General features: G+C 72.6%; 8 protein-coding genes. 7 read left to right on the top strand and 1 reads right to left on the bottom strand.

The genetic code is table 11. The features are described 5' to 3' along the window. Nucleotides 1–52: 52 nt before the first annotated feature. A complete protein-coding gene (locus L0P92_RS00545) occupies nucleotides 53–1,711 on the bottom strand; it encodes a cellulase family glycosylhydrolase (protein WP_234760370.1) in 1,659 nt (552 codons plus the stop codon). 266 nt (nucleotides 1,712–1,977) lie between these two features. Between L0P92_RS00545 and L0P92_RS00540 the strand changes: the two genes are divergently transcribed. The 7 genes from L0P92_RS00540 (at nucleotide 1,978) to L0P92_RS00510 (ending at nucleotide 13,200) form a co-directional block, all read left to right on the top strand. Continuing rightward, nucleotides 1,978–3,048: a LacI family DNA-binding transcriptional regulator gene (locus L0P92_RS00540; RefSeq protein WP_234760349.1), complete on the top strand. Its 1,071-nt coding sequence runs from the start codon at nucleotides 1,978–1,980 to the stop codon at nucleotides 3,046–3,048. 105 nt (nucleotides 3,049–3,153) lie between these two features. Beyond that, a complete protein-coding gene (locus L0P92_RS00535) occupies nucleotides 3,154–4,641 on the top strand; it encodes a glycoside hydrolase family 43 protein (protein WP_308289577.1) in 1,488 nt (495 codons plus the stop codon). After that, a complete protein-coding gene (locus L0P92_RS00530; RefSeq protein WP_234760348.1) occupies nucleotides 4,638–5,363 on the top strand; it encodes an SDR family NAD(P)-dependent oxidoreductase in 726 nt (241 codons plus the stop codon). Before L0P92_RS00535 ends, L0P92_RS00530 begins: the two co-directional genes overlap by 4 nt. A 288-nt stretch (nucleotides 5,364–5,651) precedes the next feature. Beyond that, nucleotides 5,652–6,854 (top strand): carboxylate-amine ligase, encoded by a 1,203-nt coding sequence (locus L0P92_RS00525; protein ID WP_234760347.1) that lies wholly within the window; start codon nucleotides 5,652–5,654, stop codon nucleotides 6,852–6,854. 99 nt (nucleotides 6,855–6,953) lie between these two features. Then, entirely contained in the window at nucleotides 6,954–8,738 is a 1,785-nt protein-coding gene (locus L0P92_RS00520) for an N-acetylglutaminylglutamine amidotransferase (RefSeq protein ID WP_234760346.1), read from the top strand. Further along, entirely contained in the window at nucleotides 8,711–10,957 is a 2,247-nt protein-coding gene (locus L0P92_RS00515; protein ID WP_234760345.1) for a prolyl oligopeptidase family serine peptidase, read from the top strand. Before L0P92_RS00520 ends, L0P92_RS00515 begins: the two co-directional genes overlap by 28 nt. 62 nt (nucleotides 10,958–11,019) lie before the next feature. Continuing rightward, nucleotides 11,020–13,200 (top strand): SpoIIE family protein phosphatase, encoded by a 2,181-nt coding sequence (locus L0P92_RS00510; protein WP_234760368.1) that lies wholly within the window; start codon nucleotides 11,020–11,022, stop codon nucleotides 13,198–13,200. Nucleotides 13,201–13,211: the final 11 nt, after the last annotated feature.

Genomic DNA, 13,211 nt, shown 5'->3' with positions numbered 1-13,211 from the left:
TCCGCCCGCTCAGGGTGGGCGGGGCCGGGATCTCCGGGGTCCCGGAAGTCGCCTACCGGCTCGTACCGGTCACCGTGTCGCCGGACTTGGTGACGTGGTACGTCACCGTGTCGCCGCTCCAGAAGTGGAAGGTGAGCGTCACCCGGGAGCCGTCCTTCAGTGACTTCACGAACTCGGGGGTGAGCTTGATGGCGTCGTCGGTGTACGCCGTGAAGGAGGCGTCCCACTGCTGGAAGTCGGCCCAGTCCGCCGGGCCGGCGTTGCTGCCGTCGTCGTACTTGGCCGCCATCGTCGCCAGCATGTCCCCGCGGAACCGGGTGGGGATGGTCAGCCCGGTGGTGTCTCCGGAGGCGCTCGACAGCACCGGGGTGTCGAAGGTGCGGACGTTGATCCGCCACGGGACACCGCGGGAGAACCTGGCCTCCAGCGTGGCGTTGACCCCGTACGCCCGGTCACCGGCCAGTTCGGTCAGCGCGGCGGCCGTCAGGGTGAGCTGGTCGCCGGAGAGGGTGTAGTCCCTGCCCTGCACGAGGGTGCGGCTGCCGTGCCTGAGTCCCTGGAAGTCGGTGCCGTTGGGGTTCAGGGTGAGCGTCTGCCCGGTGATGGGACCCGACTTCGACAGGAACACCTGGTCGGTGGAGGCGGTTCCGGAGCGGGTCGTCCAGCTCGACCTGATCTGGGCGAACAGGTCGGGGTCGCGCCACTGCAGGGTGTTGCGGTTCAGGAACTGACCGGCGTCCCACAGCATCGTGGTGAGCTTTCGCTCGCGGGCGTGGGCGCCCAGGAACTCGAAGTACTTGAGCTGCTCGCCCGCCTCGATGATGCCGGGGCGGTTGTGGTCGTAGGCGAGCAGGGCGTACTCGCCGACGATGACCGGGATGCCGCGTGCCGTGAAGGCGTTGTGCACACGGTCGAACTGGGCGATGAGGTCCTGCTCGGAGGTGGCGTCGAAGCGGGTGTAGCCGTTGATGTTCACGCTGAACGGCCACCATCCGTAGAAGTGGATCGTGGTGGCCACCATGGGGTCGCGCAGGTCGGCGAGTTCGGCGGCCAGGGCGTCGAGCCGGCCCTGCTCGGAGTTCGTGTACAGGGTGGGCAGGACGAGCAGCCGGTCGGTGTTCCGGCCACCCGACTCCCGCACGATTGTGTGGAACACCTTGTCGAGTTCCGCCAGCAGCCGGTAGTTCTCGTCGTCGCCGGAGGTGTTGCTGAACTGCGGCTCGTTGATGCTCTCCAGCACCAGCCGGGCCGGGGCGTTCCGGAACTCGGCGGCGATCTGGGTCCAGGTCGCCTTGTAGCGGGCGAGGACGGCGTCGTGGTCGGTGGAGAGGTTGTTGACCCACATCCACGAGTCGTGGTGCATGTTGAGCAGGACGTACAGGTTCTCCTCAAGGGCCCAGTCGACGACCTGCCGTACCTTCGCCATCCAGACCGGGTCGATCCGGTAGTCGGGGGCGGCGCCCTGGTGGGTGCCCCAGGTGACGGGCAGGCGGATGCTCTTGAAGCCCTGGGCCCTGACCTTCCGGAGGAGTTCCCTGGTCACGGGCGGGTTGCCCCAGGAGGTCTCGTCGGGGATGGCGTCGTAGGTGTTGCCCATGTTCCAGCCGGGCTGCATGGCCGCCACCGCGCTGCGGGCGGCCGGGGCGCTGGGCGGCGGCACGGGCGGATCGGCGGCCCGGGCGGTGGCGGGCAACAGGGGGAGGAGCGCCATCGCCAGGAGAAGCGCCAGCAGTGCGCCGGCGCGGCGCCGGGACGGGAGCAGTGCGGAGAAGGATCTTGCCGGTCGCGTCGTCAACACATGCACCTTCCGGTGGGGGCGGCTCGGCATCGCGAGCCGGCTGAGGTGTCGGCTGAGAGAAACTTTCGTTGAGCGCGGCGGAGAAATTAACATGGCGAGGTGTCAAGGGCCACGGGTCCGTCGGTAAAGAGATGCGAGAATGCCCCGGCGCACCAGTGCGGCGCCGGACGAGCGGTTCGATGATCGGGAAGGCCACCGTGGCGGACAACGCAGCAGAGGGACCGGCGGATCGGGAGCGCGAGGAGCGTGCGGCGCCCAAGTCGGTCACGATCGCGTACATCGCCGAGTCGGCGGGTGTGTCGGTGCCGACCGTGTCCAAGGTGCTCAACGGAAAGTCCGGGGTGTCCGCGGACACGCGCGCCCGCGTCGAGGAGCTGATCAACCGGTACGGCTACCGCAAGCCGGCCGGGAGCAACCGCAGCAACGTCGTCGAGCTCGTGTTCCGTGAGCTCAAGGACATGTGGGCGGTCGAGATCATCCGGGGTGTGGAGCGCGTGGCCCGCCAGCACCGCCTCGGCGTCATGGTGTCCGAGTTCGGCCTGCACGACAGCAAGGCGCCGGCCTGGGAGGACACGGTCTCCCGGAGGCCGAACTGTGTGCTGTCCGTGGCGCAGCTCTCCGAGGCCGAGCGGGAGCAGCTGACGGCGAAGGGGATCCCGTTCGTCGTCTTCGACCCGATCGTGGAACTGCCGGACGACGTCCCGTACGTGGGGGCCACGAACTGGTCCGGCGGTCGGACCGCGACCCGTCACCTCACCGAACTCGGGCACCGCCGCATCGCGATGATCAGCGGACCCGAGGGGCAGCTGTGCTGTGCCGCCCGGCTCGACGGCTACCGTTCCGCGTTGGCGGCCGCCGGTCTGGCCGTCGATCCCGGGATCATCGTGCACGCCGGTCTCACCCGTGAGGACGGCGCCGCCGCGGCCCGCGCCCTGCTGGCGCTGCCCGACCGCCCGACCGCGGTCTTCGCCGCCAACGACCTCCAGGCGCTCGGTGTCTACCAGGCGGCCCGCGAGGCCGGCCTGCGCATCCCCGAGGACCTGAGCGTCGTCGGTTTCGACGACCTGCCGGTCGTGGCCTGGGTGGACCCGCCCCTGACCACGGTCCACCAGCCGCTCACCGAGATGGCCGTGGCCGCGACCGAACTGGCCCTCACCCTCGGCCGCGGCGAGGAGGCCCCCCAGGTCGGCCTGGAGATCGCCACGACACTGACGGTCCGGGCCAGCACGGCGCCGCCCAAGGGTCATTGACCCCGACGGGGCCACTGACTAGCCTCCGTTGGAAACTATTCGTGAGACATCGCGAAACTTTCTCACGCTGCTGGCGAACGGAAGGGCACGACCATCGACAACCCCGTGATCCCCGGCTTCCACCCCGATCCGAGCATCTGCCGGGCGGGGGAGGACTACTACCTCGCGTGCTCCAGCTTCGAGTACTTCCCCGGCGTGCCCGTCTTCCACAGCCGTGACCTCGTGCACTGGACCCAGATCGGCAACGCCCTCGACCGGCCCGGTCAGCTGCGCCTGCCGCCCGGCACCCGCTCGTCCGGCGGCATCTACGCGCCCACCCTGCGCCATCACGAGGGCCGCTTCTGGCTGATCGTCACCAACGTGAGCGGCGACGGCAATCTGCTCTTCACGGCCACCGACCCGGCCGGCCCCTGGTCCGATCCGATCAGGCTGCCCGGTGTGCACGGCATCGACCCGGACCTCGCCTGGGACGACGACGGCAACTGCTGGTGCACGGTCGCCGGAGTCAGCCAGGTCCGCATCGACCCGCACACCGGAGAGACGCTCGGCGAGCCGCGCCGCCTCTGGTCCGGCGCGCCCGGCGCCAAGGCCCCGGAGGCGCCGCACCTCTACCGGATCGGCGAGTACTGGTACCTGCTCATCGCCGAGGGCGGTACCGAGCGCTGCCACGGCGTCTCCATCGCCCGTGGCCGCACCCCCGAGGGCCCCTTCGAGCCCTGCCCGGCCAACCCGATCCTGACCCACCGCGGCACCGACCACCCCGTCCAGAACACCGGCCACGGGGACCTGGTGCAGGGGCCGGACGGCTCGTGGTGGATGGTGTTCCTCGGCGTCCGGCCGCAGGGCGGCACACCCGGCTGGCACATCCTCGGCCGGGAGACCTTCCTGGCCCCGGTGACCTGGGTCGACGACTGGCCGGTCGTCGGCGAGGTGTCGACCACCATGGCCTCGCCGCCCTGGCCGCTCCAGGAGCCCGCCGCCGTGCCCGTCCGGGACGACTTCGACCTCGGCGAACTCGCCGTCGGCTGGATCTCGCTCCGCTCCCGCCCCGCCGAGAGCCACACCACCGGGGAACGGGCCGGGTGGCTGAGCCTGCACGCCCGAGGGGAGTCCCTCGACGACCCCGAGGTCACCTTCGTCGGCCGCCGCCAGCAGCATCTCTCCTGCCGCACACGGGCATTGGCCGACCCGGCCGAGGGGCGCGGGGGTCTGGCCGTACGACTCGACGAGGAGCACCACTACGAGATCGAGGCGACGCCCGGACAGATCCGGGTCCTCGCCCGCGTCGGCCCGTTCCGCTCGGAGGTGGCCTCCCACCGGACCCCGCCCGGCCCGGTGGTCCTCAGGGTCGACACGGCCGTCACCCGGCAGGTCACCGACGCCCGCCAAGGACCGGACACCGTCACCCTCGGCGTGGAGGACGAGGCCGGGACGTACCTCGAACTGGCCGCTCTGGACGGCCGTTACCTGTCCACGGAGGTCGCCGGCGGTTTCACGGGCCGGGTCATCGGCCTGTACGCCTCGGCCGGAACCGTGCACTTCGACTGGTTCGACCACGAGGCCCTCGAAGCCGGCACGACGGTGCCCTCGTGAGCCGCGTCCTGGTGACCGGCTCCGTGGAGGGTCTCGGGCGGGCCGCGGCGGACGCGTTGCTGTCCGCGGGCCACGGTGTCGTGGTGCACGCCCGCAGCGAGGAGCGCGCGGCGCTCCTGCGCCCGCTGGTCGAGCGCGGGGCCGGCCTCGTCGTGGGCGACTTCGTCGAGCGTGCCGCCGTACGGCGCGTCGCCGCCGAACTGAACGACGCGGAACCGCTCGACGCGGTCATCCACAACGCCGGTGTGTGGAGCGGACCCGCGGTGATGCCGGTCAACGTCATCGCGCCGTATCTGCTCACGGCCCTGCTGGACGGGCCGCGCCGGCTGGTGTACCTGAGCAGCGGCTCGCACTTCGACGGGCGCCCCACGCTGGACCGGGTCGACTGGCGGGGCGGGCGCGCCGGCTCGTACGCCGACAGCAAGCTGTACGTCACGGCCCTCGCGGCCGCCGTGGCCCGCCTGCGGCCGGGGGTGCTGAGCAACGCCGTGGATCCGGGGTGGGTGCCGACCAGGATGGGCGGGCCCCACGCGCCGGACGACCTCGAACTCGGTGATCGGACGCAGGAGTGGCTCGCCGTCGGCGACGAACCCGAGGCCCTGACCACCGGCGGTTACTGGTACCACCGGCAGCGGACGCGGCCGCACCCCGCGGTCCACGACGAGGCGTTCCAGGACCGTCTGCTGGAGACGTTGGCGGCCGAGACGGGAGCCGTGCTCTGAGGCGGGTGCGCGGCGGCCGTGCGTGGTGATCCGACGGCGTCAACTGGCTGCTGCGCGGTGTCTCCTCCATCCTGGAGACGACGATCGTCCACGAGCAGGGCCGTGGCCCCGAGGTCACGGCCGTCGGCCGACCCAACCTGCTCATCTGCGAGACCAGCGGCTCATATGCGCAAATGGAGCTTACCTGTCCGAAAGGTGGGAACCCAGAAAGCACCACAAGCCGCCGCATCCCCCGGGGCCGGGCGATCCCCACCCCGCGGGCAAGCTCTCGGATCCCTAGGAGCGATCGTGACCGTGTGCATCGGAGTGGAGGAGGAGTTCCACGTCCTGGAGGTGGAGAGCGGAAGGCTCGTCCCGCGTGCCGACGCGCTGCTGCGGCGGCTTCCCAGACGCACCTTCACGACCGAACTGCATCAGTGCACGGTGGAGTCCAACAGCGCGGTGCACGCGTCCCTCCCCGACCTGTACGCCGACCTCACCGGCACCCGACGGCAACTGGACGCGGCCGCCTCCTCGTTGGGCCTGGCCGTGGTGGCCGCCGGCACCGCCCCCCTGGCGTCCGCCGCCCTGGCCCGCCTCACCGCCGGGGCACGCTACCGCCACATGGCCGACGAGTACCGCAAGGTCGCCGACGAGCAGCTCATCTGCGGCGCCCAGGTCCATGTGGACGTACCCGACCGCGACACCGCCGTACGCGTGATGTGCGAGGTCTCGCCCTGGCTGCCCGTGCTGCTGGCCCTCTCCGCCAGCTCACCGTTCTGGCAGGGCGCCGACACCGGATACGCGAGCTGGCGCACCCTGCTGTGGCAGCGCTGGCCCACCGCCGGCCCGGTCGGCTGCTATCCCAACGCGGCCGAGTACGACGCGGCCGTGGAGGAGCTCGTGCGGGCCGGGATCATCAGCGACGCCGGGATGATCTACTACGACGTCCGCCCCTCCGACCATCTGCCGACGCTGGAACTGCGCACCTGTGACGCCTGCCCCCGGCCGGAGACCGTCGTCCTGATCGCCGGGCTCTTCCGCGCCCTGGTGACCGAGGCCCGCGAGCGACTGCGCGAGACCGGTTCGCCCGGCTGCGCGGGCCGGCACGAGTGGCTGCGCGGCGCGTCCTGGCGGGCCGCCCGCTCCGGGCTCGAAGGCACCCTGGTGGACCCCGAGACCCACCAGGAGGCGCCCGCCCACCAGGTCGTACGCAATCTCCTGCGGCGGCTGCGGCCCGCGCTGGAGACCCACTCGGACTGGGACACCGTCCGGGAGCTGACCGAGGAAGCCCTCGCGGACGGCAGCGCCGCCCAGCGTATCCGCCGGGCCGCGCAGAAAGAGGACCTGCTGGGCTGTGTCGACATGCTGATCGCCGAGACCCGCGGGGAACGCGGACACCGCGGGCCGGTACGGCGCCGGCGGCACGACCGGGTGCTCGCCCCGGTCGTCGTCACGGGCCGTTCGCGGGCCTGGGTCGACCCCGCCCCGCCGGACGGCGTCGGGGGCTGATGTGCCGGTGAACATCGCAGGGTCACCTGGAAGGGGCTCCGTGCTGTCACTCCCGTGGCAGTGCGTCAACGCAGTGGCGTGGAAGGGAGGCGGGCCGGCATGTGCGGTCTGACTGGGGAGGTCCGCTTCGACGGTCGGCGAGCCGACCGGGCGGCCGTCGGCCGGATGACCGACCGGCTCGCCGCCCGCGGGCCCGACGGTCAGGGCACCTGGGCACGGGGCCCGGTCGCGCTGGGACACCGTCGACTGAAGATCATCGACCTCTCGGACCGCGGCGCCCAGCCGATGACCGACGCCCGCGCGGAGATCACCGGCGTCTTCAACGGCTGCGTGTACAACCATCCGGAGCTGCGCGCGGAACTGCGCGGACTCGGGCACCGATTCGAGTCGACCTCCGACACGGAAGTGGTGCTCAAGGCCTACCAGCAGTGGGGCACCGCCTGCGTGGAGCACTTCCGCGGGATGTTCGTCTTCGCGATCGTCGAGCACCGCACCGGCCGGGTCGTCCTCGCCCGGGACCGGCTCGGCATCAAGCCCCTGTACCTGGCGCGGACACCGGGCCGGCTGCGGTTCGCCTCGACGCTGCCCGCCCTCCTCGCCGCCGGCGACGTCGACACCTCGCTCGACCTCGTGGCCCTCCACCAGTACCTGAGCTGGCACGCCACGGTCGCCGCGCCGCACACCGTCCTGAGCGGCGTGCGCAAGCTGCCGCCCGCCACCGTACGGATCGTCGAACCGGACGGCACCCATCGCGACCACTGCTACTGGCAGCCGTCCTACACCCGCCGGGCCGACCGCGCCGACATGGGCGCCGACGAATGGCGGGACGCCGTACTGGACGCCCTGCGCACGGCCGTACGCCGCAGGATGGTCTCCGACGTGGAGGTCGGCGTCCTGCTCTCCGGCGGCCTCGACTCCAGCCTGATCGTCGCGCTGCTGGCCGACGAGGGACAGCGTGACCTGATGACCTTCAGCGTCGGGTTCGAGACCGAAGGCGGCGAGAAGGGCGACGAGTTCCGGTACTCGGACCTGGTGGCCCGCGAGTTCGGGACCGTCCACCGGCAGCTGATGGTGCCCTCCGACCGGGTGTCGACGGCGCTGGACGGGGCGGTCGCGGCGATGAGCGAACCGATGATCAGCCACGACGTCGTCGCCTTCTACCTGCTGTCCGAGCAGGTGTCCAAGGAGGTGAAGGTCGTGCAGTGCGGCCAGGGCGCCGACGAGGTCTTCGCCGGCTACCACTGGTACCCGCGGCTCGCGGAGGTCTCCCGCGAGGACGAACCGCAGCGCTACGCCGAGACGTACTTCGACCGCTCCCACGCCGACCTCGCCCGGGTGCTGCGCCCGGACATGATCCCCCGCGACGACGTCTCCAGCCGCTTCGTCGAGGAGCACATGGCCGTGCCGGGAGCGCAGACCGCGCTGGACGCGGCCCTTCGGCTGGACACGCACGTCATGCTGGTCGACGACCCAGTGAAACGGGTCGACAACATGACCATGGCCTGGGGCCTGGAGGCCCGGGTGCCCTTCCTCGACCACGAACTGGTGGAGCTGGCGGCGGCCTGCCCGCCGGAACTGAAGCTGGCCGACGGCGGCAAGGGCGTCCTGAAGGAGGCGGGCCGCAAGCTCCTGCCCCGCGAGATCGTCGACCGCCCCAAGGGCTACTTCCCGGTCCCGGCCATCCGGCACATGGCGGGCCCCGTCCTGCAACGCGTGCGTACGGCACTGGAGGCACCGGAGGCCAGACGACGCGGTCTGTTCCAGGAGTCCTACGTGGCCGAGCTCCTCGCGGCACCCGACGAGCACCGGACCAGGCGGGGCGCGAACGCCCTGTGGCAGATTGCTTTGCTGGAGATATGGCTGCAGACCCACGGCATCGAGTGACCGAGGACGGCCAGACGCGGGCGGCACCCGCCCCCGCGCCCGTGCTCGCTCGCCCCGGGGCCTTCGACGCGGTCCGCGCGCAGCCCCCCGACAGCCGTGCGGGGGACCTGCACGACACGGCGCGACCGGCCCCCGAACCGGTGCCGCTGCCCGAGGCGGGCGGCCCGCGCGACGCCGTGACACGGCTGCGCGCACACGGCTGCTGGTACCCCTCGGCCAACGCCGACGGCACCGAGACGGCCTTCATCTGCGACCGGGGCGGCGTGCCACAGCTGTGGGCCGGCTCCGTCGGCACCGACGACGTACGGCTCCTGGACTCCTCACCGGACCCCGTCAAAGAGGTGCTCTGGTCACCGGACGGCCGCTGGATCGCGTACACCACAGCGCCGGGCGGCGGCGAGCACACCCGCGTCCTGTGCGTACGGCCCGACGGGTCCGGACGACGCCTCCTGGCCGGCTCCGACCCGGCCAGCTCCGCCTACCTGGGGTGCTGGGCGCACGACAGCTCGGCCGTCGCCGTCACCTTCGCGGCCCCACCCGCCCCCCGGTACGAGAGCCTGGCGGGCCACGCCGTGCCGGACACGGACGTGGAACCCGCCGACGGCCACCCGCTCGGCACCCGCCTGGCGCCCGACTGGGCGGACCGGGACGGCCATCCGACCCTCCTCGGCCCCGCCGCCCACGACGCGGCACCAGGAAGGGAACCCCTCGGCACGGCCGTCGACGTCGCGACTCCGACGGCACCCGCGGTCCGGCCCGACGGCGGCCTGTCGGTCTACCTGATCGACCCGGACGGTCTGGCCTCGCCCGTGCTGCTCACCACGGAGACGCACGCCGCCTCCCTGCGGGTCTGCGACCTCAGCCGCGACGGCGGCCTGGCGCTGCTGCGCCGGGGCCCGCGCGGCCGACGCGAGGCGGTCGTCCGGCGCACCGCCGACGCGCAGAACACCTTCACCCTGCCGGTCGCCGACGGCGACCCGTGGATCGGCCGGTTCTCCCCGGACGGGCGAACCCTGTGGCTGCGCAGCAACACCGCCCGGGAGTTCGCGGCGCTCTTCGCTGTCGCCCTGGACGGCGACGGCGAGGCACGCGCGGTGTCGGTCGTGGCGGAACGACAGAGCAGCGACCTCGAACTCCTCGCCCTCGCCCATGACGGCCGCACCGCCGCGCTGGCCTGGAACGTGCAGGGAGCGAGCGAGCTGGAACTCGTCGAGACCTTCCCGACCCGGCAGGCCCCCGACCGCACCGGCCCGGCACGCCCCGTCCCCCTGCCGCACGAGGTCGTCACCCGCATCACCGCCGCCGGCGCCGGACGCCTGATGCTCGCCCTGTCCGGATCGCAGCGCCGGCCCGGTATCTGGTGGGCCCACGAAGGCGTGTCCATGCTGCGCACCCCGTGGTCCTCCCAGGACGAGGACGCCGTCCCGCCGGGCCGCCCACCGGTACGCCCCGTCCCCTTGCGTCTCACGGCGAGGGACGGACTGCCCCTGGGCGGCTGGTACTACCGGGCGCCGGGCCGCCCCTCCGACGAACCGGCACCCTGTGTGATCCACCTGCACGGCGGCCCCGAGGAACAGGAACGTCCGGTGTTCCACCCGCTCTACCACGAGCTGGTCGGGCGCGGCCTGGACATCTTCGCCCCGGATGTCCGGGGCTCCCTCGGACACGGCCGTTCCTTCGTCGACGCCGACCTGGGCCCGGGACGCTTCGCGGCGTTCGACGACGTCGCCGACTGCGCCGGTCACGCGGTCATGGCGGGGCCCGCCGACCCGACCCGGCTGGCGGTCATGGGCCGCTCCTACGGCGGCTATCTGACGTTCGCCTCCGTCGTGTGGCACCCGGAGCTGTTCCGCACCGCGGTCGCCGTCTGCGGCATGTCGGACTTCCTCACGTTCTTCGCCGGCACCGAGCCCTGGATCGCGGAATCGGCGGCGCACAAGTACGGCCACCCCGAACGCGACCGGGACCTGCTGAGCGCCCTGTCGCCGATGGGCCGCATCGACGCGCTGCGCGTCCCGCTGCTCGCCGTGCACGGCGAACACGACACCAACGTGCCGCTGGGGGAGTCCCAGCAGTTCGTACGCGCCGCGCGGGAGCGGGGCATCGACGCGGAACTGCTCACCCTGCGCGACGAGGGCCACGACTTCCTGCGCGCGGAGAACCGGCGACTGTTCCGCCGGGCCGCCGCGGACTGGCTGGAACGCCACCTCCACCTCTGAAGCCGGGCCGACCCGGACGTGCCGACCGCACCTCGGAGGCGTAGCGTCCTGGTATGGGCGGCATGACCGGTACGGGCGATGCGGCCCCGGACACCGACGCGCTGGACGCTGCCTTCGCGGAGACCGTGCGCCGAACCGGTGCGTCCATCGGCGCTCTCTACCTGCTCGCACCGGACGATCGGCTGCTGCGGCTGAACCTGCTGTGCGGGGCTCCCGTCGAGTTCGCCGCACCGTGGGCGAAGGTCCCCCTGGCCTCCCCGGCACCCGTGGCCGAAGCCGTCCGTGAGGACCGTCTGGTGTGGGTCGGCAGCCAGGAGGAGATGGTCCGCTCCTACCCGCGCACCGCGCTGGTCCTGCCCTACCCGCTGGCCCTGGTCGCCGCGCCGGTCAGCGGCGTGCGGCAGTGCGGGTCCCTGCTCCTGATGTGGCCGGCGACGCGCCCGCCGTACATGACACAGCGGGAGCGGGGCAACATCACGTCCAGTTGCCGGCGGCTGGCCCGGCTGCTCGAAGAGGCGGCCGAGAGCGACGGCTCCCCGGCCCGACGCGAGCAGCCACGCGCCGTCCCCGTCGGAACCGGCCGCCGCTCCGCGAACCCGGCGGCGGCCCTGTCCGACTTCGTCGAGCGGCTGCCCGGCGGCAGCTGCGCCGTGGACCTGGAAGGACGCTTCACCTACGTCAGCTCCGGCGCCTGCGAACTGCTGGGCCGCGCCGCCGATCAGCTGCTGGGCACCCAGCCCTGGCAGTCCCTGCGCTGGCTCGACGACCCCGCCTACGAGGACCGCTACCGTGCCGCCGTGATCAGCCGGGAACCCGTCTCGTTCACCGCGTGCCGCCCGCCCGACCAGTGGCTGGACATTCATCTGTACCCGGACGCCAGCGGCATCAGCGCCCGTATCGTCCCCAGCGGTGCGCACACGCCGCCCTCGCCGGCGCCCGACCGGTCCGCGCGCGCCCCCACCGCGGCCCGCGCCGGTCAGCTCTACCAGCTGCTGCACCTGGCCGCCGCCCTCACCGAGGTCGTCGGAGTGCAGGACGTCGTCGATCTCGTCGCCGACCAGATCATGCCCGCCTTCGGCGCCCGGGGCCTGGTGCTGTCCACCGCCGACGCCGGGCGGCTGCGGATCACCGGGCACCGTGGATACGCCCCGCACACCATCAGACACCTCGACGGGCTGCCCCTCGACACGACCTTCACCCCGGCCGGGCAGGTCCTCGACAGCGGCACCCCCGCGTTCTTCGCCGACCCGGAGGAGATGCGGCGCGGCTACCCCGAGGCGCCGATGGTCAGCGGAAAACAGGCCTGGGCCTTTCTGCCCCTGATCATCTCCGGCCGGCCCGTCGGCGTCTGCGTCCTGTCCTACGACAGCCCGCACACGTTCCCCGCCGAGGAACGCGCCGTCATGACCTCCCTCGCCGGGCTCATCGCCCAGGCCTTCGACCGGGCCCGCCTCTACGACACCAAACACGCGCTCGCCCACGGCCTCCAGCAGGCACTGCTCCCGCGCGGCCTACCCCAGGTCAACGGCCTGAAGGTCGCCGCCCGCTATCTGCCCGCCACCCGGGGCATGGAGATCGGCGGCGACTTCTACGACCTGATCCGGCTCGGCGACACCGCCGCCGCGGCCGTCATCGGTGACGTCCAGGGCCACAACGTCGCGGCCGCCGCCCTGATGGGCCAGGTCCGCACCGGCGTCCACGCCCACGCGACCCTCGGCACACCCCCCGACCAGGTCCTGCACCGGACCAACCGGCTCCTCACCGACCTGGGGCGTGCCGCGAGAGTCCCGCCCGCCGGGCGGACGACGGGACTTTCGCAACACGCCCCGGCCCCCGACCTGTTCACCAGCTGCCTCTACGCCCACCTCGACCTCGCCCGCGGACGCGCGACCCTGGCCAGCGCCGGGCACCCGCCGCCCGTTCTGCGCCTCCCCGACGGGGAGACACGGCCCGTCGTCGTCCCGCCCGGCCCGCTGCTGGGCATCGACCCCGACGCCGTGTTCCCCGTGACCGAGATCCCGCTCACCACCGGGATGCTGCTCGTCCTCTACACCGACGGCCTCGTCGAAAGCCCGGGCACCGACCTCGACGACTCCATAGCCCACCTCGCGGACCGTCTCGCCGCCGCCGACGACCGGGACCTGGACCTGCTCATCGACACGCTGCTCGGGAAGGCCGCCACCACCGGGCAGCGCACGGACGACATCGCCCTGCTCGTACTCCAGCAGGCGACGCACCCCTGACGGCCGAGGGC

Origin of the sequence: Streptomyces muensis (genome assembly GCF_021474425.1) — a bacterium.
In the GTDB taxonomy this organism is placed as follows: Bacteria; Actinomycetota; Actinomycetes; order Streptomycetales; family Streptomycetaceae; genus Streptomyces; species Streptomyces muensis.
This window is presented reverse-complemented; position numbering and strand designations above follow the sequence as displayed.

Bases quoted from the DNA above. Each gene is read 5' to 3' on its own strand.
- L0P92_RS00545 (WP_234760370.1), bottom strand. From the start codon at position 1,711: ATGGCGCTCCTCCCCCTGTTGCCCGCCACCGCCCGGGCCGCCGATCCG.
- L0P92_RS00510 (WP_234760368.1), top strand. From the start codon at position 11,020: ATGACCGGTACGGGCGATGCGGCCCCGGACACCGACGCGCTGGACGCT.
- L0P92_RS00540 (WP_234760349.1), top strand. From the start codon at position 1,978: ATGATCGGGAAGGCCACCGTGGCGGACAACGCAGCAGAGGGACCGGCG.
- L0P92_RS00520 (WP_234760346.1), top strand. From the start codon at position 6,954: ATGTGCGGTCTGACTGGGGAGGTCCGCTTCGACGGTCGGCGAGCCGAC.
- L0P92_RS00515 (WP_234760345.1), top strand. From the start codon at position 8,711: ATGGCTGCAGACCCACGGCATCGAGTGACCGAGGACGGCCAGACGCGG.